General features: G+C 67.8%; 29 protein-coding genes. 25 read left to right on the top strand and 4 right to left on the bottom strand.

Features of this window, described 5'->3' with window-relative positions:
- The 6 genes from rpsS to rpsQ are packed head-to-tail and all read left to right on the top strand — an operon-like array spanning position 1 to position 2,696.
- Entirely contained in the window at positions 1-282 is a 282-nt protein-coding gene (gene rpsS, locus N415_RS20195) for a 30S ribosomal protein S19 (protein ID WP_025738376.1), read from the top strand.
- Positions 279-836 carry a 50S ribosomal protein L22 gene (rplV, locus tag N415_RS20190; RefSeq protein ID WP_068104443.1) on the top strand — a complete coding sequence of 186 codons (558 nt, stop codon included), beginning with the start codon at positions 279-281 and terminating at the stop codon, positions 834-836. The genes rpsS and rplV overlap by 4 nt, the downstream gene beginning before the upstream one ends.
- A complete protein-coding gene (rpsC, locus tag N415_RS20185) occupies positions 836-1,672 on the top strand; it encodes a 30S ribosomal protein S3 (RefSeq protein WP_068129310.1) in 837 nt (278 codons plus the stop codon). Before rplV ends, rpsC begins: the two co-directional genes overlap by 1 nt.
- A gap of 3 nt (positions 1,673-1,675) precedes the next feature.
- Entirely contained in the window at positions 1,676-2,092 is a 417-nt protein-coding gene (gene rplP, locus N415_RS20180) for a 50S ribosomal protein L16 (RefSeq protein WP_067012938.1), read from the top strand.
- Positions 2,092-2,337: a 50S ribosomal protein L29 gene (rpmC, locus tag N415_RS20175; RefSeq protein WP_068185929.1), complete on the top strand. Its 246-nt coding sequence runs from the start codon at positions 2,092-2,094 to the stop codon at positions 2,335-2,337. Before rplP ends, rpmC begins: the two co-directional genes overlap by 1 nt.
- On the top strand, positions 2,337-2,696 hold the full coding sequence (rpsQ, locus tag N415_RS20170) for a 30S ribosomal protein S17 (RefSeq protein ID WP_068185926.1): 360 nt from the start codon (positions 2,337-2,339) through the stop codon (positions 2,694-2,696). Before rpmC ends, rpsQ begins: the two co-directional genes overlap by 1 nt.
- A 6-nt stretch (positions 2,697-2,702) precedes the next feature.
- Here the strand turns inward: rpsQ and N415_RS20165 are convergent, their stop codons facing one another.
- On the bottom strand, positions 2,703-3,401 hold the full coding sequence (locus tag N415_RS20165; protein ID WP_068185948.1) for a helix-turn-helix domain-containing protein: 699 nt from the start codon (positions 3,399-3,401) through the stop codon (positions 2,703-2,705).
- A 54-nt stretch (positions 3,402-3,455) separates the two neighbouring features.
- Between N415_RS20165 and N415_RS20160 the strand changes: the two genes are divergently transcribed.
- From N415_RS20160 to N415_RS20150, 3 genes are all read left to right on the top strand, one after another.
- Positions 3,456-4,118 carry a DUF2306 domain-containing protein gene (locus N415_RS20160; RefSeq protein ID WP_068185924.1) on the top strand — a complete coding sequence of 221 codons (663 nt, stop codon included), beginning with the start codon at positions 3,456-3,458 and terminating at the stop codon, positions 4,116-4,118.
- A 45-nt stretch (positions 4,119-4,163) separates the two neighbouring features.
- Positions 4,164-6,524: an arylsulfatase gene (locus N415_RS20155; RefSeq protein WP_068185921.1), complete on the top strand. Its 2,361-nt coding sequence runs from the start codon at positions 4,164-4,166 to the stop codon at positions 6,522-6,524.
- Between the two features lie 138 nt (positions 6,525-6,662).
- Entirely contained in the window at positions 6,663-7,589 is a 927-nt protein-coding gene (locus N415_RS20150) for a DUF4436 domain-containing protein (RefSeq protein WP_068185919.1), read from the top strand.
- A gap of 4 nt (positions 7,590-7,593) precedes the next feature.
- Here the strand turns inward: N415_RS20150 and pstS are convergent, their stop codons facing one another.
- Entirely contained in the window at positions 7,594-8,670 is a 1,077-nt protein-coding gene (gene pstS / locus N415_RS20145) for a phosphate ABC transporter substrate-binding protein PstS (RefSeq protein ID WP_081665378.1), read from the bottom strand.
- A gap of 348 nt (positions 8,671-9,018) precedes the next feature.
- Between pstS and N415_RS20140 the strand changes: the two genes are divergently transcribed.
- The 15 genes from N415_RS20140 (at position 9,019) to rplO (ending at position 19,166) form a co-directional block, all read left to right on the top strand.
- Entirely contained in the window at positions 9,019-9,960 is a 942-nt protein-coding gene (locus tag N415_RS20140) for a DUF4436 domain-containing protein (protein ID WP_068185915.1), read from the top strand.
- 33 nt (positions 9,961-9,993) lie between these two features.
- The gene (locus N415_RS20135; RefSeq protein ID WP_068185912.1) at positions 9,994-10,884 is read left to right on the top strand and encodes a formylglycine-generating enzyme family protein; all 891 of its coding nucleotides are present in this window, start codon (positions 9,994-9,996) and stop codon (positions 10,882-10,884) included.
- Between the two features lie 293 nt (positions 10,885-11,177).
- Positions 11,178-12,038 carry a DUF4436 domain-containing protein gene (locus N415_RS20130; RefSeq protein ID WP_067158790.1) on the top strand — a complete coding sequence of 287 codons (861 nt, stop codon included), beginning with the start codon at positions 11,178-11,180 and terminating at the stop codon, positions 12,036-12,038.
- A 147-nt stretch (positions 12,039-12,185) separates the two neighbouring features.
- On the top strand, positions 12,186-13,118 hold the full coding sequence (locus N415_RS20125) for a DUF4436 domain-containing protein (protein ID WP_068185943.1): 933 nt from the start codon (positions 12,186-12,188) through the stop codon (positions 13,116-13,118).
- Between the two features lie 163 nt (positions 13,119-13,281).
- Positions 13,282-14,799, top strand: coding sequence for an HNH endonuclease signature motif containing protein (locus N415_RS20120; protein WP_068185909.1), 1,518 nt, complete (start codon positions 13,282-13,284; stop codon positions 14,797-14,799).
- A gap of 196 nt (positions 14,800-14,995) precedes the next feature.
- The gene (gene rplN / locus N415_RS20115; protein ID WP_003403649.1) at positions 14,996-15,364 is read left to right on the top strand and encodes a 50S ribosomal protein L14; all 369 of its coding nucleotides are present in this window, start codon (positions 14,996-14,998) and stop codon (positions 15,362-15,364) included.
- Positions 15,365-15,682, top strand: coding sequence for a 50S ribosomal protein L24 (rplX, locus tag N415_RS20110; protein ID WP_068104465.1), 318 nt, complete (start codon positions 15,365-15,367; stop codon positions 15,680-15,682).
- A complete protein-coding gene (rplE, locus tag N415_RS20105; RefSeq protein ID WP_067006259.1) occupies positions 15,682-16,245 on the top strand; it encodes a 50S ribosomal protein L5 in 564 nt (187 codons plus the stop codon). The genes rplX and rplE overlap by 1 nt, the downstream gene beginning before the upstream one ends.
- A 4-nt stretch (positions 16,246-16,249) precedes the next feature.
- The gene (locus N415_RS20100; protein WP_011739072.1) at positions 16,250-16,435 is read left to right on the top strand and encodes a type Z 30S ribosomal protein S14; all 186 of its coding nucleotides are present in this window, start codon (positions 16,250-16,252) and stop codon (positions 16,433-16,435) included.
- Between the two features lie 19 nt (positions 16,436-16,454).
- Entirely contained in the window at positions 16,455-16,853 is a 399-nt protein-coding gene (gene rpsH, locus N415_RS20095) for a 30S ribosomal protein S8 (RefSeq protein ID WP_067158795.1), read from the top strand.
- Positions 16,854-16,864: 11 nt separating this feature from the next.
- The gene (gene rplF / locus N415_RS20090; protein WP_068104467.1) at positions 16,865-17,404 is read left to right on the top strand and encodes a 50S ribosomal protein L6; all 540 of its coding nucleotides are present in this window, start codon (positions 16,865-16,867) and stop codon (positions 17,402-17,404) included.
- A gap of 41 nt (positions 17,405-17,445) precedes the next feature.
- Complete coding sequence (rplR, locus tag N415_RS20085) at positions 17,446-17,814, top strand: 50S ribosomal protein L18 (RefSeq protein ID WP_081665376.1); 369 nt, start codon at positions 17,446-17,448, stop codon at positions 17,812-17,814.
- 40 nt (positions 17,815-17,854) lie between these two features.
- A complete protein-coding gene (gene rpsE, locus N415_RS20080; RefSeq protein WP_068185903.1) occupies positions 17,855-18,550 on the top strand; it encodes a 30S ribosomal protein S5 in 696 nt (231 codons plus the stop codon).
- A complete protein-coding gene (gene rpmD, locus N415_RS20075) occupies positions 18,547-18,729 on the top strand; it encodes a 50S ribosomal protein L30 (protein ID WP_068104474.1) in 183 nt (60 codons plus the stop codon). Before rpsE ends, rpmD begins: the two co-directional genes overlap by 4 nt.
- Positions 18,726-19,166 carry a 50S ribosomal protein L15 gene (gene rplO, locus N415_RS20070; RefSeq protein WP_068185895.1) on the top strand — a complete coding sequence of 147 codons (441 nt, stop codon included), beginning with the start codon at positions 18,726-18,728 and terminating at the stop codon, positions 19,164-19,166. Before rpmD ends, rplO begins: the two co-directional genes overlap by 4 nt.
- Here rplO and N415_RS20065 read toward each other — a convergent pair whose 3' ends face one another.
- The gene (locus tag N415_RS20065) at positions 19,167-20,093 is read right to left on the bottom strand and encodes an LLM class flavin-dependent oxidoreductase (protein WP_068185890.1); all 927 of its coding nucleotides are present in this window, start codon (positions 20,091-20,093) and stop codon (positions 19,167-19,169) included.
- Positions 20,094-20,131: 38 nt separating this feature from the next.
- On the opposite strand from N415_RS20065, the gene sppA reads away from it, so the two are divergent.
- Entirely contained in the window at positions 20,132-21,907 is a 1,776-nt protein-coding gene (sppA, locus tag N415_RS20060) for a signal peptide peptidase SppA (protein WP_068185887.1), read from the top strand.
- Here sppA and N415_RS20055 read toward each other — a convergent pair.
- Complete coding sequence (locus N415_RS20055) at positions 21,904-22,815, bottom strand: class I SAM-dependent methyltransferase (protein WP_068185885.1); 912 nt, start codon at positions 22,813-22,815, stop codon at positions 21,904-21,906. The genes sppA and N415_RS20055 overlap by 4 nt on opposite strands.
- Positions 22,816-22,821: the final 6 nt, after the last annotated feature.

Below are 22,821 nucleotides of genomic sequence, written 5' to 3'. Positions count from 1 at the left end.
ATGCCTCGCAGCCTGAAAAAGGGACCGTTCGTCGATGACCACCTGCTCAAGAAGGTGGACGTGCAGAACGAGAAGAACAGCAAGCAGGTCATCAAGACCTGGTCGCGTCGCTCGACGATCATCCCGGACTTCATCGGCCACACCTTCGCCGTGCACGACGGGCGCAAGCACGTCCCGGTGTTCGTCACCGAGGCGATGGTGGGCCACAAGCTGGGCGAGTTCGCCCCGACACGCACCTTCAAGGGCCACATCAAGGACGACCGAAAGGCCAAGCGCCGATGAGCACCACGACGACTGAATATCCGTCGGCCGTCGCCAAGGCACGGTTCGTGCGGGTGTCGCCGACCAAGGCGCGCCGGGTGATCGACCTGGTGCGTGGCAAGTCGGTTGAAGACGCGCTCGACATCCTGCGCTGGGCGCCGCAGGCCGCCAGCGAGCCGGTGGCCAAGGTGATCGCCAGCGCAGCGGCCAACGCGCAGAACAACAACGGCCTGGACCCCGCCACGCTGGTGGTCGCCACCGTGTACGCCGACGAGGGCCCGACCGCCAAGCGCATCCGTCCGCGCGCCCAGGGCCGCGCGTTCCGGATTCGCCGGCGCACCAGCCACATCACGGTCGTGGTGGAAAGCCGGCCGGCCTCCGGCGAGCGTTCGGCGAAGTCCACCCGGGCCCGTCGCGCCGAGGCCAGCAAGGCGGCTGCGAAGGCGCCGGCGAAGAAGGCCCCCGCCAAGAAGGCTCCCGCCAAGAAGGCGCCGGCCGCCAAGAAGGCTCCGGCCAAAAAGGCTCAAACCCCTACTACTTCTGAGGCTTCGGAAACGAAGGGAGGCTCAGACTAGTGGGCCAGAAGATCAATCCGCACGGCTTCCGGCTCGGCATCACCACGGACTGGAAGTCCCGCTGGTACGCCGACAAGCAGTACGCCGACTACGTCAAGGAAGACGTGGCGATCCGCCGGCTGCTGTCCACCGGCCTGGAGCGCGCCGGCATCGCCGACGTGGAGATCGAGCGGACCCGCGACCGGGTCCGGGTCGACATCCACACCGCGCGCCCCGGGATCGTCATCGGCCGCCGCGGCACCGAGGCCGACCGGATCCGGGCCGACCTGGAGAAGCTCACCGGCAAGCAGGTCCAGCTCAACATCCTCGAGGTCAAAAACCCCGAATCGCAGGCACAATTGGTGGCGCAGGGCGTCGCGGAGCAGCTGAGCAACCGGGTGGCCTTCCGCCGCGCGATGCGCAAGGCCATCCAGTCGGCGATGCGGCAACCGAACGTCAAGGGCATCCGGGTGCAGTGCTCCGGCCGCCTCGGCGGCGCGGAGATGAGCCGCTCGGAGTTCTACCGCGAGGGCCGGGTGCCGCTGCACACGCTGCGCGCCGACATCGACTACGGCCTATACGAGGCCAAGACCACCTTCGGCCGCATCGGCGTGAAGGTGTGGATCTACAAGGGCGACATCGTCGGCGGCAAGCGCGAATTGACCGCCGCCGCACCGGCGGGCGCCGACCGTCCCCGTCGTGAGCGGCCGTCGGGCACGCGTCCGCGGCGCAGCGGGGCGTCGGGCACCACGGCGACCAGCACCGAGGCCGGCCGGGCCGCGGGTGCCGAGGATCAGGCCGCGGCGGCCCCGGTCGAGGCCGCGCCGGCCCCCGAACCGCAGAGTACGGAGAGCTGAATCATGTTGATTCCCCGCAAGGTTAAGCACCGCAAGCAACACCACCCGCGCCAGCGCGGCATCGCCAGCGGCGGCACGCAGGTGAACTTCGGTGACTACGGCATCCAGGCGCTCGAGCACGCATACGTGACCAACCGCCAGATCGAATCGGCTCGTATCGCGATCAATCGGCACATCAAGCGTGGCGGCAAGGTGTGGATCAACGTCTTCCCCGACCGCCCGCTGACCAAGAAGCCCGCCGAGACCCGGATGGGTTCGGGTAAGGGCTCCCCGGAGTGGTGGGTCGTCAACGTCAAGCCGGGCCGGGTGCTGTTCGAGCTCAGCTACCCCAACGAGCAGACGGCCCGCGCCGCGCTCACCCGCGCAATCCACAAGCTGCCGATCAAGGCACGCATCGTGACCCGAGAGGATCAGTTCTGATGGCACTGGGCATTTCGCCGGGCGAACTGCGCGAGCTCACCGACGAAGAGCTCACCGATCGCCTGCGCGAATCCAAGGAGGAGCTGTTCAACCTGCGCTTCCAGATGGCGACCGGACAGCTCAACAACAACCGCCGGCTCCGCACGGTGCGTCAGGAAATCGCGCGCGTCTACACCGTGCTGCGCGAACGGGAACTGGGCCTGGCCAGCGGACCCGACGGCACCGACGGAACTAAGGATTCGTGATGGCAGAAGCTAAGAAGGCGCCCGCAAAGGCTGCCCCCAAGAAGGCCGCTCCCACCGACGCCGCGGCGAAGGACAAGGGCCCCAAGCACACTCCGGCCAACCCGAAGGCGCGCGGCCGGCGCAAGGTGCGCATCGGCTACGTGGTCAGCGACAAGATGCAGAAGACCATCGTGGTCGAGCTGGAAGACCGCATGCGTCACCCGTTGTACGGCAAGATCATCCGGACCACCAAGAAGGTCAAGGCGCACGACGAGAACAGCACCGCCGGCATCGGCGACCGCGTCTCGCTGATGGAGACGCGCCCGATGTCCGCCACTAAGCGCTGGCGGCTCGTCGAGATCCTCGAGAAGGCCAAGTAGCCGGTCTTAACTCGCGGCCCTGACCGCGATGCCGTCGAGCAGCTGTCCTAACCCGGACCGGAACTCGGCGCGGTAGTCAGCGTCCGCGTCGTCGAAGGCCCCGGCGTCCAGCGCGGCCGACAGCGCGGGGAATCGGTCGGCGTCGATCACCCGGCGTAGCAGGGCTGGGTAGGCGGGGCCGTCGACGGGCGCGGCCTCGATCGCCAGCGCCGCGGCGCCGCGAACGAAATGCAGCACGGCCATGACCGCGGCCAGCTTGTCGCGCTCGGCCAACTTCGTGGCATCGAGCGTCGCGAGCCCGGCGTCCAGCCATGCCAACTGCCCCGGATCGGCGGGCGGCCCGGCCGCGGCCGCCTGCAACACCCACGGGTGGCGGTGGTACACGTCCCACAGCCCCGTGGCCCAATCGCCAAGAGCGCCACGCCAATCCGCCGGATCCGACGGCGCGGGGGGCGGTCCCGGCGCCGTCGACAGCATGAACGTCAGAAGTTCGTCCTTGTTGGCGACGTGGCGGTACAGCGACATCGTCCCGCAGCCCAGCCGCTCGGCCAGCCGGGCCATCGACAGGGCGGCCAACCCGTCGGCGTCGGCCAGCTCGACCGCCGCGGCGACGATGCGCTCCCGGTTCAGGCCCCCCGTCCGCCGGTCGCGGGCGGGCTCCCGCCAGAGCAGCTTCAGGGCGCGGGGCAGATCCTCGTCAGACATCACCGCCATCGTATAGAGATGCGTGCCTGATGCGTATAGCGTACGCTCCGGCGTATGTCATACGCAAAGTCCGCGACGGGCCTGGCCGTGGTCGTCGTCGCCTTCCTCGCCTACTCCCTGCCGCCCTACTTCACCGGTGCGACGCGCGTCCCGGCCACGTTCGCGCTGCACTACCCGCTGCTCGTTGGCCACGTGATGTTCGCCGCCGCCGCGATGGTGGCCGCCGTTGTGCAGATCTGGCCGGGGCTGCGGGCACGCCGGCCCGCGCTGCACCGGCGCATGGGGCGGATTTATGTCGCGGCCGCGATCCCGGCCGCCGTATGCGCGATGGCCATCGGGGCGGCGACGCCGTTCGGCCCTTTCCTGGCGGCCAGCAACATCTTCCTGGCGTCGCTGTGGCTTTGGTACACGATGAACGGCTACCAGGCGGCGCGGCAACGCAGGTTCGCCGACCACCGTCGCCACATGGTCAGCAGCGCGACGCTCGCGCTGTCGGTCATCACCAACCGGATCTGGACGCCGATACTGTTCATCACCCTGCTGCCGTTGCGCGACAGCGTCTTTGGTGGCAACGCGCAGCACTACCTGTGGTTCGTTGCGGGCCTCGGCGCGTGGCTGGGTTGGACGATACCGTTCTTGTGCGTGCGACGGTGGCTGCGTCGCACTCCGCTCACGCCGTCGACGATTCCTCAGCCAACTCATACATCGCGGGTGTAATCTCCGGGCGACCTTCAATCGAGCGCTATCCGGGGCGAGGCTGGAATGACAACGGAATCGATGGATTTCAAAGGCAAGATCGAGCTGGATATCCGCGACTCGGAGCCGGATTGGGGGCCGTACGCGGCACCGACGGCGCCGGAGAACTCGCCGAACATCCTCTACCTCGTCTGGGATGACACCGGGATCGCCACCTGGGACTGCTTCGGCGGCCTGGTCGAGATGCCCGCAATGACGCGGATCGCCGAGCGCGGCGTGCGGTTGTCGCAGTTCCACACCACCGCGCTGTGCTCGCCGACGCGAGCGTCCCTGCTGACCGGGCGCAACGCGACCACCGTCGGCATGGCCACCATCGAGGAGTTCACCGACGGGTTTCCCAACTGCAACGGACGGATCCCCGCCGACACCGCGCTGATCTCCGAGGTGCTCGCCGAGCGCGGCTACAACACCTACTGCGTCGGGAAGTGGCACCTCACGCCGCTGGAAGAGTCGAACCTGGCTTCGACGAAACGGCATTGGCCCACCTCGCGCGGATTCGAGCGGTTCTACGGGTTCATGGGCGGCGAGACCGATCAGTGGTATCCGGACCTGGTGTACGACAACCACCCGGTCAACCCGCCGGCCACCCCGGAAGACGGCTATCACCTGTCGAAGGACATCGCGGACAAGACCATCGAGTTCATCCGCGACGCCAAGGTGATCGCCCCCGACAAGCCGTGGTTCAGCTATGTGTGCCCCGGCGCGGGCCACGCCCCGCACCACGTCTTCAAGGAGTGGGCGGATCGCTACGCGAGCCGGTTCGACATGGGCTACGAGCGCTACCGCGAGATCGTGCTGGAAAACCAGAAGTCGATGGGCATCGTGCCGCAGGACACCGAACTGTCGCCGGTGAACCCGTACGCCGACGTGAAGGGGCCCAACGGCGAGCCGTGGCCGCTGCAGGACACCGTGCGGCCCTGGGATTCGCTGGGCGAAGAAGAAAAGAAGCTGTTCTGCCGCATGGCCGAGGTGTTCGCCGGCTTCCTCAGCTACACCGACGCCCAGATCGGCCGCATCCTGGACTACCTCGAGGAGTCCGGCCAGCTGGACGACACCATCATCGTGGTGATCTCCGACAACGGCGCCAGCGGCGAGGGCGGCCCCAACGGCTCGGTGAACGAGGGCAAGTTCTTCAACGGCTACATCGACACCGTCGAGGAGAGCATGAAGCTCTTCGACCACCTGGGCGGCCCGGAGACCTACAACCATTACCCGATCGGGTGGGCGATGGCTTTCAACACGCCGTACAAGCTGTACAAGCGCTACGCCTCGCACGAGGGCGGCATCGCCGACACGGCAATCGTCTCGTGGCCCAACGGAATTGCCGCGCACGGCGAGGTCCGCGACAACTACGTCAATGTCTGCGACATCACCCCGACCGTCTACGACCTGCTGGGCATGACGCCGCCCGAGCAGGTCAAGGGCATCATGCAGAAACCTCTGGACGGCGTGAGTTTCAAAGTGGCCCTTGCGGATCCGGGTGCCGACACCGGCAAACGGACCCAGTTCTACACCATGCTGGGCACCCGCGGGATCTGGCACGAGGGCTGGTTCGCCAACACCGTCCATGCCGCCACACCGGCCGGTTGGTCGCATTTCGACGCCGACCGCTGGGAGCTGTTCCACATCGAGGCCGACCGCAGCCAGTGCCACGACCTGGCCGGCGAGCAACCCGAGAAGCTGGAAGAGCTCAAGGCGCTGTGGTACTCCGAGGCCGCCAAGTACAACGGCCTGCCGCTGTCGGATCTGAACATCATCGAGACGATGATGCGCTCGCGGCCCTACCTGGTCGGCGAACGGTCCAGCTACACCTACTATCCCGACTGCGCCGACGTCGGCATCGGCGCCGCCGCCGAGATCCGCGGGCGCTCGTTCGCCGTGCTGGCCGAGGTGACCGTGGATACCACCGGTGCCGAAGGCGTGCTGTTCAAGCAGGGCGGCGCGCACGGCGGCCACGTGCTGTTCGTCCAGGACGGGCGGCTGCACTACGTCTACAACTTCCTCGGCGAGCGCCAGCAGCTGGTGTCGTCGTCCGGCCCGGTGCCGCTGGGCCGGCACCTGCTGGGGGTTCGTTACGCGCGGACCGGAGCGGTGGAGAACAGCCACACCCCGCTCGGTGACCTGACCCTGTTCGTCGACGCCGAGGTGGTCGGCACCCTGGCGGACGTGGTGACCCATCCGGGAACGTTCGGACTGGCGGGGGCCGGGATCACCGTCGGGCGCAACGGCGGCTCGCGGGTGTCGAGCCGCTATAAGGCGCCGTTCACGTTCACCGGCGGCACCATCGCCGAGGTCACCGTCGACTTCTCGGGCAGGCCGTACGCGGACGTGGAAAGGGAACTGGCGCTCGCGTTTTCGCGCGACTGAGCCGGCGGCCGGGCCGCCGGCGCGTCCGGTTTCGACGCGGCGAAATCCACGATGATGCAACAATTTGCGGTCGTCATCCCCTGAAAAAGAGCGGTTTCAGGGCCGGCGGGCGGTAGCATCTGGCCCCGTGATGCCCCAATGACCACCGAAGCACCCCCGTCTCCGGCGCCACCCCAGTCGCGTGGACCGCGCTTTGCGATCGCGTTCGGGATCATCGTCGCCCTCATCGTCATCTACGTCCTGTCCCTGATCGCGGTGCACCTGCTGGCGAAATCGACGCCCCCGCTGCCCGCGGCGGACCTGAGCAAGGTCGAGGCCGAGGATAGCGTCGTGCAGGTGCGCCTCGAGAAACTCGATACCGTCGCCAACCGCTTGACGGTGAATGTCCTTGTCTACCCGAAGGATTCGCTCTACGACAAGAACTTCGGCGTGCTCACCACCGACGCGGCCGTGCGCCTGTATCCGGAGAACGACCTCGGCGACTTGCAATACCCGGTCGGAAAAGCGCCGGCACAGGTCAGCACCACCATTGAGGCGCACGGCGATCCCGGTAACTGGCCCTTCGACACCTACAAGACGGAGGTCATCGCGGCCGACGTGTTCACCGGTTCCGGTCAGAACCGCGAGAAGGCGCCCGCGCGCGTCGAGGTATCCGGAAAGCTCGATGGTTGGGACGCCACCGTCACGCGTGTCCATGACCCGGCGGACTCCAACCCGGACATCCAGGACGACGTGACCATCACCCTGCAGCGTGCCAAGGGCCCGCTGATCTTCGACCTCGGAATCTGCCTCGTCCTTATCGCCCTGCCCGTGTTGGCACTGTGGGTGGCCATTCCGGTGGCGTTGGGCAAAACCTCGTTCTTGCCGCCGATGGTGACGTGGTACGGCGCGATGCTGTTCGCCATCGTCCCGTTGCGCAGCATCCTGCCGGGGAGCCCGCCGTACGGTTCATGGATCGATCAGGCCGTCGTGCTTTGGGTGCTGATCGGACTGGTCAGCGCGATGGCACTGTTTCTGTCCGGTTGGTGGCAGCAACGGGACCGAAGGTCACCGAAGAAGGGCTGAACGCCTACTCCGCAACCGCCGCTCCGGCCCAGCTGATCGCGTCGACGGCGCTCGAGACCCGGGCTTGGAAGTCGGGCGGCAGCGGGATGTAGCCGTTCCTGGCCAGCTCGACCTGGCCGGGCCCGATCGCCGCCTGCAGGAACGCCTTGACCGCCTTGGCGTCGTCGGCGTTGGGGTATTTCGAGCAGACGACCTCGTAGGTGGCCAGGACAATCGGGTAGACGTCCGGCTGGGCCGGGTTGTAGAACGACGAAATGTCGAGCACGAGATTGTTTCCGGCGCCGGTGATCTTGGCGCCCAGGATCGTCTTGCCGACCGTGTCGGTGCCGATGCGCACCGGGCGCAGCGAGCGGCGGCTCGCGGGGGTCTTGATCTCGGCCGCGTAAAGGCCTTGCTGCAGCGCGAATGACAGCTCGTTGTAGCTGATCGCACCCTCGGTCGTCTTCACGAGCTCCGAGGTGCCCTTGTTGCCGGACGCACCGACGCCGACCCCGCCCTTGAACGCCTTGCCGGTGCCCTGTTTCCACGCCCCGCCGGACGCGGACTGCAGGTAGTTCTGGAAGTTGTCGGTGGTGCCCGAATCGTCGCTGCGGTAGATGACTTTGATGTCCTCGGCCGGCATGGAGGTGTTGAACGCGGTAAGCGCCGGGTCGTCCCAGCGGGTGATGGTGCCGTTGAAGATCTTCGCCAGTGTGGGCGCGTCGAGCACCAGGGAGTCGACGGCGCCGAGGTTGTAGGTGATAGCGAGCGGGCCGAACACCACGGGCAGGTTCCACGCGTCGGCGCCGCCGCAACGCTGTTTGGCGGCGGCGTATTGATCATCGGCGAGCGGTATGTCCGATCCGCCGAAATCTGTCTTGCCGGCCAGGAATTCTTTGATCCCGGCGCCCGACCCGTTGGCGGTGTAGTTGAGGTTCTGGCCCGGGCAGGCCCGGTGGTACGCCTCGACGAACTTCGTCATCGCATTCGCCTGCGCGGTCGACCCGCTGGCCACCAGGGTCTGTTTGCCGCCGCAGTCGACCTTGGCGCCCGCGGCATACGCCAGGGTCGCGTGGGAGTTGCTGCATGCCGAGCCCACCATGGCAACCGCCGCCAGCAAGCTGATGGCGGCGGCCGGTCGCGTGTGCCTCACGGTGATTGCCTCCAGGCGAGGGGGGCGCCCGGCGTCGACGGCGAGCTGTTGTGTCCGGATACACCTCGACTTCTACAGCCACCGAATTAACAGGCAAACCAACAACGGATGAACGGGTCGGCAATTGGGCCGACCGCCGGGTTTCGCTGAGTAGCGAGCAACCGTTGCGCGGGTTGACGGAAATTACCTGATTGATGAAGTAAATTATGACTCCTCGCGCGGACGCGACCGGTTCGCTACGATCTAATCCGCGCATGGCCCGCCGAGTTTGCTGCCACCCAACGGAGGTGCTGACCGATGACCCATCAAGCCCCACCGGCTCCGCCGCCTCCAACGCCACCGGAGCAACCCGCCGCGGCGCCCCCGGAGGCGCCCCCCGCCCGCAGGCGAAGCCGCACCCTGTTGGTGATCGGGATCCTGGTCGCGTTCCTCATCGTCTACGGCCTGTCGCTGTTCGGGGTCCATTTGCTGGCCAAATCGGCGGCGCCGATCAAGCCGCCGGACTTGAACGCGACCAACGACACGGTCGTGCTGGTGCGTCTGGAAAAGCTGGAAACCATCGCGAATCGCCTCACGGTCAAGGTGCTCGTGATTCCCGAGGATTCCATGTTCGACAAGCGTCTTGATGTGCTGAAGACCGACACCGCGGTGCGGATGGACCCGCCGAATGACCTGGGCGACCTGCAGTATCCGGCGGGGAAGTCGCCGGCGCAGGTCGCCACCACGATCGAGGCCCACGGCGATCCCAACAACTGGCCGTTCGACTCCTACAGCACCGACACCCTGTCGGCGGAGGTGCTCGTCGGGCAAGGCGATGCCCGCCAGTACATACCCGCCCGGGTCGAGGTCACCGGGGCGCTGGACGGCTGGGACGTCAGTGTCCAGCGGGTGGGTGAGGCAAGCCAGGAGGCGGATCGCCCGGACAACGTGATCATCACGCTGCACCGCGCCAAGGGGCCGCTGATCTTCGACTTGGGCATCTGCCTGGTGCTGTTCGCCCTGCCCACCCTGGCGTTCGCCGTGGCCATCCAAATCGCCCTGGGCAGGCGGAAATTCGTGCCGCCGTTTGTGACGTGGTTCGCCGCCATGCTGTTCGCCGTGATCCCGATCCGCAATTTCCTGCCCGGGTCTCCGCCACCGGGCGCGTGGATCGACCAGGTCCTGGTGATCTGGGTGCTGATGGCGCTCGTCGCCGCGATGGCCCTGTACATGTTCACCTGGTACCGACAATCGGACTGAGGCCCCGGCGCACGGTCGTCCTAACCTGAAGGGGTGCTCACAGAGCTGGTCGACCTGCCCGGCGGATCGTTCCGCATGGGCTCGACGAGCTTCTACCCCGAAGAGGCGCCGATCCACACCGTGACCGTGGGGCCGTTCGCGGTCGAGCGGCACCCGGTGACCAACGCGCAGTTCGCCGAATTCGTCGCCGCCACAGGCTATGTCACAGTGGCCGAGCAACCGATCGACCCGGCGCTTTACCCGGGGGCGGACCCGAAGGACCTGGTGCCCGGCGCCATGGTCTTCCGCCCGACGCCGGGGCCGGTCGACCTGCGTGACTGGCGCCAGTGGTGGGCCTGGGTGCCCGGGGCCAACTGGCGAAATCCGTTCGGACCGAACAGCGATCTCACGGACCGGGCGGATCATCCGGTGGTGCAGGTGGCGTATCCCGACGCCGCGGCGTACGCGCGTTGGGCCGGCCGACGGCTGCCCACCGAAGCCGAGTGGGAGTATGCGGCCCGCGGCGGAAATGCGTGGACCTACTCCTGGGGGGAGGAAGCGAACCCCGATGGTCGGCTGATGGCCAACACGTGGCAGGGAAAGTTCCCGTACCGCAACGACGGCGCGCTCGGCTGGGTGGGAACCTCCCCGGTGGGGACCTTCCCGCCCAACGGATTTGGGCTGCTCGACATGATCGGCAACGTGTGGGAGTGGACGGCCACCGAGTTTTCCGCGCATCACCGGCTCGATCAGCCACCGAAGGCCTGTTGCGCGCCGTCGGGGCCGGCGGACCCGAGCGTCAGCCAGACGCTGAAGGGCGGGTCGCACCTGTGCGCGCCGGAATACTGCCACCGCTACCGGCCGGCCGCACGGTCGCCGCAGTCGCAGGACACCGCGACGACGCACATCGGGTTTCGCTGCGTCGCGAAGCACGCGTCGGGATAGGCGGCCCGGCGCCGGCCGTGCAGCAAACCGGGACCGGCTCTGCGCCGCACCTCAGCCAGCAAATGCGACCAAGGGGTTACCGTCGGGTGGACGGCGAGTGACGGACCTTCCGTCATCGCGCGCGGCCGCCGCGAATTCGCTAGCATCGCCACGTGTCGGCCGTAGACGAGCCAGATGTCATCGACGGGGTTGCAGCGACCACCGAGGCCCCTACGACACAGGCCCCGCCGCCACCTCCGGACACACCGCCGACGCCCCCGCCGCCGGCGCGCAAGCCACGGTCGCGACCGCGCATCGCGATCGGCATCGCGATCCTCGTGGTTGTCGTCTCCACCTATGCCCTGTCGCTGTTCGGCGTGCACCAATTGCAGGAAGCGGAGGCCCCGCTTCCGCCATTGGACCTGAGCCAGGGTGGCGGCGATGCCACCATCGTGCAGCTGCGCCTCGAGGAGCTCAAGACGGTGGCGAATCGCCTGACCGTGAATGTTCTTGTCTATCCAGGGATTTCGGCCTACGACAATCGACTCGACGTGCTGGGTACCGACGTCGGCGTGCGCCTGTACCCGACGAGCGAGTTGGGGGACCTGCATTACCCGAAGGGGAAGGCCCCGGGGCAGCTCACGACGGCCGTCCAGGCGCACGGCGATCCGGGTAACTGGCCCTTCGACTCCTACAGCACCGAGCCGATCTCGGCGGATGCGTTCGTCGGGTCGGGCGACAACGTCAAGAAGGTGCCCGCCCGCGTGGAAGTGACCGGGGAGCTTGACGGGTGGGACGCCACGGTCACCCGCCTTCACGACCCCGCCGCCCTGCCAACCCAGCGCGGTTCGGACAACGGGAACGTGGTCATCACCTTGAAGCGGGCCAAGGGGCCGCTGATTTTCGACCTCGGCATCTGCCTGGTGCTCATCAGCCTGCCCACCCTGGCGCTGTTGGTCGCCATCCCGATGGCGCTGGGCCGGCGTAAGTTCTTGCCGCCCTTCGCAACCTGGTACGCCGCGAACCTGTTCGCCATCGTCCCGTTGCGCAACATCCTTCCCGGTGCGCCACCGCCCGGTTCCTGGATCGACCAGGCCATCGTCCAGTGGGTGCTGATCGCTCTGGTGACGGCGATGAGCCTGTACATCTTCGCCTGGGTGCGGCAAGGGGACTGACGTTCCGGCGCGCCGGTTAACGGCGTTGTGTTAAAGCTGGTAGCGCCGCGTGTTAAGAACTCGTAGCGAGGCTCGCTTCAGGGTGCCAGCAAACGGCGCCGTTGCTAGTCTGCGTCGGTGTCGGTTCAACGGGACGTCGTCGTAGCGCTGCCCTCGAACGGCCACGGCGCTGCCCCGACGGCGCCGCCCGCACCGGCCGCGCCGGAGGCGCCGGAGCGTAAGCCGCGACGACGGCACCTCGTCCTCGACATCTCGATCATCGTGGGCGTCGCCGTCGTGTACGTCCTGTCACTGCTCGGCTATCACTGGCTGGCCACCGCGCCGGGCCCGCTTCCCGACCCGGAACTGAACACCGCCGACGGCACGGTGGTCTTGATGCGTTTCGAGCAGCTGCACACCGTGGCCAATCGCCTCGACGTGAAGGTCTTGGTGATGCCCGACGATTCGATGATCAACAAGCGCCTCAACGTCCTGAACACCGACACCTCCGTGCGCATCTTTCCGCAGAACGACCTGGGAGACCTGCAGTACCCGGTGGGAAAGCTGCCGGCCCAGGTGGCCACCACCATCGAGGCGCACGGTGACCCCAGCGACTGGCCGTTCGACTCGTACAAGACCGACACCATCCAGGCCGACGTCCTCGTCGGGTCCGGCGAAAACCGCGTATTGAAACCCGGCCGGGTCGAGGTGACCGGAAAGCTCGACGGCTGGGACGTCTCCGCCACCCGGGTCGCGCGTAACCCGAGCGACCCCGACCGCCCGGACAACGTCATCATCATGCTGCACCGGGCGAAGGGTCCGCTGGTGTTCGACCTCGGGATCTGCCTGGTCCTCATCACGCTGCCGACGCTGGCGCTGTTCGTGGCCATTCAGATGCTGACCGGCCGGCGGCAGTTCCTGCCGCCGTTTTCCACCTGGTACGCCGCGATGCTGTTCGCCGTCGTGCCGCTGCGCAACATCCTGCCCGGGACCCCTCCCGCGGGTTCATGGATCGACCAGGCCGTGGTGATCTGGGTCCTGATCGCGCTGGCGACGGCGCTGGTCCTCTATATCGTCGCCTGGTACCGACATTCGAGCTGAGGCTCTTGTCGGCCCGCACTGCCACCGCCCGTTTCTTTGACCTCGGCCGGCTCCGGGGTTCGAGCACCGCGGCCGGCAGACGTGTCACCACCACGACCACCGGAACTGTCACCGATCTCCTGACACCGACCTCTTGTCGCCGGGCGCGGCTATACTCGAACACATGTTCGAACGACGGGTGGTGTCGGCGGAGGCGGTGGCTCGTCTCGATGAGATGATCGAGCGGCATCACCCGTCGACGACGCGCGAGTCGGCGGCGCTGATCGACGAGATCAGCGCGGCGGCGCGGGCCGAGAACCAGCAGGCGGCCGCGCAGCTGGATGCCATCGGGCGGTTGTTCCGCTATCGGCTCTCGCGCTGTTCGGAGGCCGAGGATTGGGCGATCGACACGATGGAGGCCGTCGCCGCTGAGGTGGGGGCGGCGTTGCGGATCGGCCAGGGGCTGGCGGCCAGCCGGCTGCACTATGCCCGCGCCATGCGCGAACGCCTCCCCGACGTGGGAGAGGTCTTTAAGGCCGGTGACATCGATTTTCGGTTGTTTCAGACGATCGTGTATCGCACCGATTTGATCGAGGACCCCTCGGTGTTGGCGAGCGTGGATGCGCAGTTGGCGGCCAATGTGGCGCGCTGGCCGTCGATGAGCCGGGGCCGGTTGGCCGGTCAGGTGGATCGGATCGTGGCCCGCGCCGATGTGGATGCGGTGCGCCGGCGAAAGGAGCAGCAGGTCGACCGTGAGGTGTGGATCGATGATCGGCTGCAAATCGGCATCTCTGAGATTCGTGGGACGCTGTTCACCCCGGATGCGCACGCGTTGGACAAGCGCCTGGATGCGTTGGCGGCCACGGTGTGCCCGCACGATCCGCGCACCCGTGAGCAGCGCCGCGCCGACGCCTTAGGGGCACTGGCCGCGGGGGCGGATCGGCTGGGCTGCCGCTGCGGGAGAACCGACTGCACGGCCGCCAAACGCCCCGCGGCCTCACCGGTGGTGATGCATGTGATCGCCGAGCAGGCCACCCTGGACGGGCGCGGCGCCGCCCCGGGCTCCGAGGTGGGTGCCGATGGGCTGATCACCCCCGAACTCCTGCAGGAACTCGCCAAGTCGGCCAAGTTGGTGCCGTTGGTGCACCCCGGCGACGCGCCGCCGGAGGACGGCTACACCCCGTCGAAGGCGCTGGCCGATTTCGTGCGGTGTCGGGATTTGACGTGTCGCTGGCCCGGCTGTGATGCCCCGGCCATCGGCTGCGATTTGGATCATACGATCCCCTACGCCCAGGGCGGGCCCACGCATGCGGCCAACCTCAAGTGTTATTGCCGCACGCATCATTTGATCAAAACGTTTTGGGGCTGGACGGAAAAACAACTGGCCGACGGCACCCTGATCTTGACCTCCCCGGCCGGGCACACCTACGTGACCACCCCGGGCAGCGCGCTGCTATTCCCCAGCCTGTGTTACGCCGTCGGCGGCATGCCCACGCCCGAGGCCGACCCACCCATCGAGTACTGCGACCAACGCACCGCGATGATGCCCAAACGCCGCCGCACCCGCACCCAAGGCCGCGCCTACCGGGTGGCCACCGAACGCCGCCACAACCGCGACGCCCGCCTAGCCCGAAAAGCCGAGACCCGCGACTACTTCGCCCTGCCCCCGCCCACCGGCGACGAAGAACCGCCACCCTTCTAGGCGAATTTGGCTCTGAGCTGGTCGTCCCCTAGACTCTAGGGGTTGCCTTGGGCAGACCTCGGCCGGTAAGCGAAAGCACTATCGGCCCCGCGTGCCCTTAGGTGACAAAGACCGCGCACGTCAGGTTTTTGGTGAGCACTGCTCATTGAGACGTTTTCTCCTGCCGTGCACATATGAAACCAGGTCAGGAGATCGAGTGATTCAGCAGGAATCGCGGCTGAAGGTTGCCGACAACACCGGCGCCAAGGAGATCTTGTGCATCCGGGTGCTCGGCGGTTCGTCGCGACGCTACGCCGGCATTGGTGACGTCATCGTCGCCACGGTCAAGGACGCCATCCCCGGCGGCAACGTCAAGCGCGGGGACGTCGTCAAGGCCGTCGTGGTGCGCACGGTCAAGGAGCGCCGGCGTCCCGACGGCAGCTACATCAAGTTCGACGAGAACGCCGCGGTGATCATCAAGCCCGACAACGACCCGCGCGGGACGCGCATCTTCGGGCCCGTCGGGCGCGAACTGCGCGAGAAGCGATTCATGAAGATCATCTCGCTGGCCCCGGAGGTGTTGTAGATGAAGGTCCACAAGGGCGACACCGTCCTCGTCATCGCGGGCAAGGACAAGGGTGCCAAGGGCAAGGTGCTGCAGGCGTACCCGGAACGCAACCGCGTGCTGGTGGAGGGCGTCAACCGGATCAAGAAGCACACCGCGGTTTCGACCAACCAGCGTGGCGCCCGCTCGGGCGGCATCGTCACGCAGGAAGCCCCGATCCACGTGTCCAACGTGATGGTGGTCGACTCGGACGGCAAGCCCACCCGCATCGGCTACCGGCTGGACGAGGAAACCGGCAAGCGCGTCCGCGTCTCCAAGCGCAACGGCAAGGACATCTAATGACCACAGCAGAGAAGGTTCAGCCGCGCCTCAAAGAGCGCTACCGCAACGAGATTCGCGATGCGTTGCACAAGCAGTTCGGCTACGGCAACGTCATGCAGATCCCGACCATCACCAAGGTCGTCGTGAACATGGGCGTCGGCGAGGCGGCTCGCGACGCCAAACTGATCAACGGTGCGGTCAACGATCTGGCGCTGATCACCGGCCAGAAGCCGGAGATCCGCAAGGCGCGAAAGTCCATCGCGCAGTTCAAGTTGCGCGAGGGCATGCCGATCGGCGTGCGGGTGACGCTGCGCGGGGACCGCATGTGGGAGTTCCTCGACCGGCTCACCTCGATCGCGCTGCCGCGTATCCGTGACTTCCGCGGGCTTTCGCCCAAGCAGTTCGACGGCGTTGGCAACTACACGTTCGGACTGGCCGAGCAGTCGGTGTTCCACGAGATCGACGTGGACAAGATCGACCGGGTCCGCGGCATGGACATCAACGTCGTCACCTCGGCGACGACCGACGACGAAGGACGAGCCCTGTTGCGGGCCCTCGGATTTCCGTTCAAGGAGAACTGACTAGATGGCTAAGAAGGCACTGGTTAACAAGGCCGCGCGCAAGCCCAAGTTCGCGGTGCGCGGCTACACCCGCTGCAGCAAGTGCGGACGTCCGCGCGCGGTCTTCCGCAAGTTCGGGCTGTGCAGAATCTGCCTGCGCGAGATGGCGCACGCGGGCGAGCTGCCCGGCGTGCAGAAGAGCAGCTGGTGACGGGACATAGGACGCAACTATGACGATGACCGATCCGATCGCCGACTTCCTGACCCGTCTGCGCAACGCCAACTCGGCGTATCACGACGAGGTGACGTTGCCGCACTCCAAGATCAAGGCCAACATCGCCCAGATCCTCAAGAACGAGGGCTACATCAACGACTTCCACACCGAAGACGCTCGGGTCGGCAAGTCGCTGGTCGTCCAGCTCAAGTACGGGCCGAGCCGGGAGCGCAGCATCGCCGGCCTGCGCCGCGTGTCCAAGCCCGGGTTGCGGGTGTACGCGAAATCCACCAACCTGCCGCGCGTGCTCGGCGGACTGGGCGTGGCGATCATCTCGACCTCGTCGGGTCTGCTCACCGACCGTCAGGCAGCCAGACAGGGCGTGGGCGGCGAAGTCCTCGCGTACGTGTGGTGAGGGGTTAAAACATGTCACGTATTGGTAAGCAGCCGGTTCCGGTCCCCTCCGGAGTCGACGTAACGATCGACGGCCAGAACGTCTCGGTGAAGGGCCCCAAGGGCAGCCTGAACCTGACCGTCGCCGAACCGATCACGGTGGCGCGCAACGACGACGGCGCGATCGTGGTCACCCGCCCCAACGACGAGCGGCGCAACCGCTCGCTGCACGGGCTGTCGCGCACCCTGGTGTCCAACCTGGTCACCGGCGTGACGGAGGGCTACACAGTCAAGATGGAGATCTTCGGTGTCGGCTACCGCGTGCAGCTCAAGGGCTCCAACCTCGAGTTCGCGCTGGGCTACAGCCACCCCGTCGTGATCGAGGCGCCCGAGGGCATCACGTTCGCGGTCCAGTCACCGACGAAGTTCACGGTCACCGGGATCGACAAGCAGAAGGTCGGTCAGATCTCGGCGAACATCCGCCGCCTGCGCCGTCCCGACCCGTACAAGGGCAAGGGCGTGCGCTACGAGGGCGAGCAGATCCGCCGCAAGGTCGGAAAGACAGGTAAGTAGTCATGGCGCAAACGAAGACGGCCGTCCCGGCCGGAAAGCCGGTGGGGCAGAACGTATCCGAGACGCGGCGGGTCTCCCGGCTGCGCAGGCACGCGCGGCTGCGCAAGAAGCTGGCGGGCACCCCGGAGCGCCCGCGGCTGGTGGTGCACCGCTCCGCGCGGCACATCCACGTGCAACTGGTCAACGACGAGAACGGCACCACGGTGGCCGCGGCGTCGTCGATCGAGGCCGACGTGCGTGGCCTGGACGGCGACAAGAAGGCGCGCAGCGTGCGGGTCGGTCAGTTGATCGCCGAGCGCGCCAAGGCCGCCGGCATCGACACCGTGGTCTTCGACCGCGGCGGGTACACCTACGGCGGACGGATCGCCGCGCTGGCGGATGCCGCGCGCGAGAACGGATTGACTTTCTGATGAACAACCTCAGCCTGATGACAACTGGAAGGACCGCATAATGGCGGAACAGTCGGCCGGCGGGCAGAGCCCGGACAGCCGCGACAGCCGCGACTCGCGCGGTGACGGCCGCGACAGCCGCGGCCGGCGCGACGGTGGTGGCCGCGGCGGTCGTGACCGCGACGGCGAGAAGAGCAACTACCTGGAGCGGGTCGTCGCGATCAACCGCGTCTCCAAGGTGGTCAAGGGTGGACGGCGATTCAGCTTCACCGCTCTGGTCATCGTCGGCGACGGCAACGGCATGGTCGGCGTCGGCTACGGAAAGGCCAAGGAGGTGCCGGCCGCGATCGCCAAGGGTGTCGAGGAGGCGCGCAAGGGCTTCTTCCGGGTCCCGTTGATCGGCGGCACCATCACGCACCCGGTGCAGGGTGAGGCGGCCGCGGGCGTGGTGCTGCTGCGCCCCGCCAGCCCGGGTACCGGCGTCATCGCCGGCGGCGCGGCCCGCGCCGTCCTGGAATGTGCTGGGGTGCACGACATTCTGGCCAAGTCGTTGGGCAGTGACAACGCGATCAACGTGGTGCACGCGACCGTGGCCGCGCTCAAGCTCCTGCAGCGTCCCGAGGAGGTGGCCGCTCGCCGCGGACTGCCGATCGAGGACGTCGCCCCGGCCGGCATGTTGAAGGCGCGCCGGGAAAGCGACGCACTGGCCAGTGCGGCGGCGGCGCGTGAGGCTCAGATTTCAGGAGCGCAACCATGAGTCAGCTCAAGATCACCCAGGTGCGCAGCACCATCGGTGCTCGCTGGAAGCAGCGCGAGAGCCTGCGGACCCTGGGCCTGCGGCGGATCCGCCATTCGGTGGTCCGTGAGGACAACGCACAGACCCGCGGCCTGATCGCGGTCGTGCGCCACCTCGTCGAGGTGGAGGAGGCCAAGTGACCATCAAATTGCACGACCTGAAACCCGCACCCGGGTCGAAGAAAGCGCGCACCCGTGTCGGTCGCGGCGAGGGCTCCAAGGGCAAGTCGGCCGGGCGCGGCACCAAGGGCACCAAGGCCCGCAAGAACGTGCCGGCGACCTTCGAGGGTGGCCAGATGCCGATTCACATGCGGCTGCCCAAGCTCAAGGGATTCCGGAATCGCTTCCGCACCGAGTACGAGATCGTCAACGTCGGCGACATCAACCGGCTGTTCCCGCAGGGCGGTTCGGTCGGCCTGGACGAGCTGGTGGCCAAGGGCGCGGTTCGCAAGAACTCGTTGGTCAAGGTCCTCGGCGACGGCAAGCTGACCGTCAAGGTTGACCTGTCCGCGCACAAGTTCAGCGGCAGCGCGCGCGAGAAGATCACCGCGGCGGGCGGCTCGGTCACCGAGCTGTAGTCAGCTCAGCTGCGGAATGACCTCCGCGGCAAGGCGTTCCATCTGTTCGCGGTTCTCTCCTACGTCGGCGCCGACGGGGTTGAGTAGCAGGTACTCGGCCCCCGCGTCGATCACCTCGCGCAGCCCGCGCACCACGTCATCGGGCGTGCCCGACACGGGAACCGCGTCGACGCCGGGCATTTCGCCATAGATGCGGCGCAGCCCCGCGAGCACCCGCTCTCGGGCCCGCGCCGCGTCGTCGTCGACCGTCAGGTAGACCCGCTTGCCGATGGTGAAGTGCGCCGGGTCCTTTCGTTCCTCGGCGAGTTCGCGGCGCACCACGGCGACAGCCCCGGCGAACGCCTCGGTGGTCGACGAGCCCGCGCCCAGAAACGAATCACCGTGGCGCACCGCCCTGGCCAGCGCCTTGGGGGCCAGCCCGCCGAACCAGATCGGCGGATGCGGCCGCTGCACCGGCTTGGGTTGAATGGGCAGGTCGTCGACGTCGCGGAACCGCCCGTGAAACGTCACCCGGGGCTCGTCGGACCAGGCCGCCTTCATCAGCTCCAGACCCTCGGTGAAATACGAGATGTAGGTTGCCTTTTCGACGCCGAAGGCGTCGAATCGGCGAAAGCCGCCGCCGGCCCCCACCCCGATGTCCAGCCGCCCGTGGCTGAGCCGGTCGACGGCGGTCGCGGACGAGGCCAGCTGCAGGGGGTCGTGCAGCGACGTCACCAAGACGGCGACCCCGAGGCGTAGCCGCTCGGTGCAGGCGGCGCAATACGCCAGCAGCTCCAGTGGCGCCAGCAGCGGCGCCTCGCCGATGATCTGCTCGAGCACCCAGCCGCCCTCGAACCCGAGCTCCTCGGCGCGGGCAAGGTAGGCGCGCAGGCCGGGCGCGTCGAAACGGTCGTAGTCGAATTGGGGGATCGCGATGGAAAACCTCACCCGACCACCGTACGGCGCCCGATCGGTAGGCTGCGAACATGTTCGGTTTCCTGCCCTCGGTCCCAAGCCTCGACGACGTCCGCGCCCTCGCCGGCCGCGTCGACACGGCGCGCCACCACGGCGTGCCCAACGGCTGCGTCCTCGAGTTCGACCTGCGCTCGGCACCGCCGGAGAGCACCGGCTTCGACCCGGTGGCGATGATCACCGGGGGCAACCGGCCGATGTCGCTGCGCGACACCGTCGCGGCGATCCACCGCGCCGCCGAGGACCCGCGGGTCGCCGGGTTGATCGCGCGCGTGCAGCTCGCGGCGGCGCCGCCGGCCGCGGTCCAGGAACTGAGGGAGGCGATCGCGGCGTTCGCCGCCGTCAAGCCGTCGCTGGCCTGGGCCGAGACCTACCCGGGCACGCTGTCCTACTACCTGGCCTCGGCGTTCGGCGAGGTCTGGTTGCAGCCCTCGGGCAGCGTCGGGCTGATCGGCTTCGCGAGCAACGCCATGTTCTTGCGCGACGCGCTCGACAAGGCGGGGATCGAAGCCCAGATCATCGCGACGGGCGAATACAAGTCGGCGGCAAACCTTTTGACCGAGGGCGGCTTCACCGAGGCCCACCGCGAGGCCGTCACGCGGATGCTCGAGAGCCTGCAAGAGCAGGTGTGGGCAGCGATCGCCGAGTCGCGCAAGGTCGAGCCGGAGGCGCTCGACGAGTTTGCCGACCGGGGCCCGCTGCTGCGCGACGACGCGGTGGCCTCGGGCCTCGTCGACCGGATCGGATTCCGCGACGAGGCCTACGCGCGGATCACGGAACTGGTTGGCGTGCAGGATGTTTCGGACGAAAACGCTCAGCCCCGGCTCTACCTGACGCGCTACGCCGGCGCGGCCCGGCCGCGACTGAGTCCGCCCGTGCCGTCCGTCCCGGGCCGCCGGCCCAAGCCGACGCTGGCCGTGGTCACCGTCGACGGCACGATCGTCACCGGGCGCGGTGGCCCGCAGTTCCTGCCGCTGGGCACGTCGACCGCCGGCGCCGACACCATCGCGGCGGCGCTGCGGGAGGCCGCCGCCGACGATGCGGTGTCCGCGATCGTGCTGCGGGTGGACAGCCCCGGGGGCGCGGTCATCGCGTCGGAAACCATCTGGCGCGAGGTGGCAAGGACCCGCGAGCACGGTAAGCCGGTGGTGGCGTCGATGGGTGCCGTCGCCGCGTCCGGCGGTTACTACGTCGCAATGGGCGCCGACGCGATCCTGGCCAATCCCGGCACGATCACCGGCTCGATCGGCGTGATCACCGGCAAGCTCGTGGTGCGCGATCTGAAGGATCGGCTCGGAGTCGCGTCGGATACGGTGCGCACCAACGCGAATGCCGACGCCTGGTCGGCCGACGCGCCGTTCACGCCGGAACAGCGCCGGCATCGCGAGGCCGAGGCCGAGCTGCTGTACAGGGACTTCGTCGAACGGGTCGCCGAGGGTCGCAACTTGACCGCCGAAGCCGTGGAACTCGTTGCGCGGGGCCGGGTTTGGACCGGAGCCGACGCCCTCGAACGCGGCCTGGTCGACGAGCTCGGCGGCTTCCGGGTCGCGGTGCGCCGGGCCAAGGTCCTGGCCGGCCTGGACGAGGACGCCGAGGTGCGAGTCGTCAGTTATCCGGGGTCGTCGCTGCTGGATCTGGTGCGGCCGCGGGCCTCGTCGCAACCGGCCGCCGCTTCGCTGCCGGATGCGCTGGGCGTGCTGCTGGGCCGCTCGATCGCCGGGATCCTCAGCAATGTCGAGCAGACGCTGGGCGGCGTCAGCGCGCTGTGGCTGGGAAACCCGCGTCTCTAGTTCAGCGTGCCGCTGATGAAGATGATCTCGCCGAGCGGATCGTCCTGCTCCGGGGGCGGCACCTCGATGTCGTTGCGCCGGAACAGTTCAGTTCGCTCGACACCCTCGGCGTTCCACCCCTTGGACCGCAGGTAGTCGACGACGTGGTTGCGTTCCCCGGTGTAGACCAGTGACGCCATGTCGACGTCGACGCCGTGCTCGCGGAATACGCCGGCCATGTCCTGCACCCGGCTGGGGTCGAAATCGATGATGCCGGGGACGAATTCGGTGGCCACGGTGCTGCCGGGCGCGCTGAGCGCGGTGATGTTGTCGAACAGCCGGTCCTGGGCCTCCGGCGGCAAATAGATCAGCAGGCCCTCGGCCAACCACGCGGTCGGCGCCGTCGTGTCCAGCCCGGCCTCCCGCAGCGCGGCCGGCCAGTCTTGCCGCAGATCAATTGCGACGGTGCGCCGGGTGGCGGTGGGTTCGGCGCCGATGCCGGCCAGCGTGATCGTCTTGAACTCGATCACCTGCGGCTGGTCGATCTCGTAGACCACCGTGCCGTCCGGCCACGGTAGCCGGTAGGCGCGCGAGTCCAGGCCGGATGCCAGGATGACCGCCTGGCGCACCCCGGCGCCGACCGCGTCGATGAAGTAATCGTCGAAATACTTGGTGCGCACTGCCATTCCGTCGGCCATTGCCTGCATGCGCGCCGGCGACGCGTTCTCGAACGCGTCGAGGTCGAGCTCGCCGTCCAGCATCTTGGTGAACAGATCCACCCCGACCGCGCGCACCAATGGCTCGGCGAACGGGTCGTTGATCAGGCCGCGGGGGTCCCTCGTGGCCATGGCGCGGCCGGCCGCGACCATCGTCGCGGTGACGCCCACGCTGGAGGCCAGATCCCAGTTGTCGTCATGAGCGCGTGGCATAGGCGA

Origin of the sequence: Mycobacterium sp. UM_CSW (assembly GCF_000455205.1) — a bacterium.
Classification (GTDB): Bacteria; Actinomycetota; Actinomycetes; order Mycobacteriales; family Mycobacteriaceae; genus Mycobacterium.
Note: the sequence above shows the minus strand (reverse complement) of the source record. Positions and strands in the feature narration are given on the sequence as shown.

Coding starts and splice junctions, on each gene's coding strand:
- rpsS (WP_025738376.1), top strand. CDS start 1: ATGCCTCGCAGCCTGAAAAAGGGACCGTTCGTCGATGACCACCTGCTC.
- rplV (WP_068104443.1), top strand. CDS start 279: ATGAGCACCACGACGACTGAATATCCGTCGGCCGTCGCCAAGGCACGG.
- rplP (WP_067012938.1), top strand. CDS start 1,676: ATGTTGATTCCCCGCAAGGTTAAGCACCGCAAGCAACACCACCCGCGC.
- rpmC (WP_068185929.1), top strand. CDS start 2,092: ATGGCACTGGGCATTTCGCCGGGCGAACTGCGCGAGCTCACCGACGAA.
- rpsQ (WP_068185926.1), top strand. CDS start 2,337: ATGGCAGAAGCTAAGAAGGCGCCCGCAAAGGCTGCCCCCAAGAAGGCC.
- N415_RS20165 (WP_068185948.1), bottom strand. CDS start 3,401: ATGTCTGACGAGGATCTGCCCCGCGCCCTGAAGCTGCTCTGGCGGGAG.
- N415_RS20160 (WP_068185924.1), top strand. CDS start 3,456: ATGTCATACGCAAAGTCCGCGACGGGCCTGGCCGTGGTCGTCGTCGCC.
- N415_RS20155 (WP_068185921.1), top strand. CDS start 4,164: ATGACAACGGAATCGATGGATTTCAAAGGCAAGATCGAGCTGGATATC.
- N415_RS20150 (WP_068185919.1), top strand. CDS start 6,663: ATGACCACCGAAGCACCCCCGTCTCCGGCGCCACCCCAGTCGCGTGGA.
- pstS (WP_081665378.1), bottom strand. CDS start 8,670: ATGGTGGGCTCGGCATGCAGCAACTCCCACGCGACCCTGGCGTATGCC.
- N415_RS20140 (WP_068185915.1), top strand. CDS start 9,019: ATGACCCATCAAGCCCCACCGGCTCCGCCGCCTCCAACGCCACCGGAG.
- N415_RS20120 (WP_068185909.1), top strand. CDS start 13,282: ATGTTCGAACGACGGGTGGTGTCGGCGGAGGCGGTGGCTCGTCTCGAT.
- rplX (WP_068104465.1), top strand. CDS start 15,365: ATGAAGGTCCACAAGGGCGACACCGTCCTCGTCATCGCGGGCAAGGAC.
- rplE (WP_067006259.1), top strand. CDS start 15,682: ATGACCACAGCAGAGAAGGTTCAGCCGCGCCTCAAAGAGCGCTACCGC.
- N415_RS20100 (WP_011739072.1), top strand. CDS start 16,250: ATGGCTAAGAAGGCACTGGTTAACAAGGCCGCGCGCAAGCCCAAGTTC.
- rpsH (WP_067158795.1), top strand. CDS start 16,455: ATGACGATGACCGATCCGATCGCCGACTTCCTGACCCGTCTGCGCAAC.
- rplF (WP_068104467.1), top strand. CDS start 16,865: ATGTCACGTATTGGTAAGCAGCCGGTTCCGGTCCCCTCCGGAGTCGAC.
- rpsE (WP_068185903.1), top strand. CDS start 17,855: ATGGCGGAACAGTCGGCCGGCGGGCAGAGCCCGGACAGCCGCGACAGC.
- rpmD (WP_068104474.1), top strand. CDS start 18,547: ATGAGTCAGCTCAAGATCACCCAGGTGCGCAGCACCATCGGTGCTCGC.
- sppA (WP_068185887.1), top strand. CDS start 20,132: ATGTTCGGTTTCCTGCCCTCGGTCCCAAGCCTCGACGACGTCCGCGCC.
- N415_RS20055 (WP_068185885.1), bottom strand. CDS start 22,815: ATGCCACGCGCTCATGACGACAACTGGGATCTGGCCTCCAGCGTGGGC.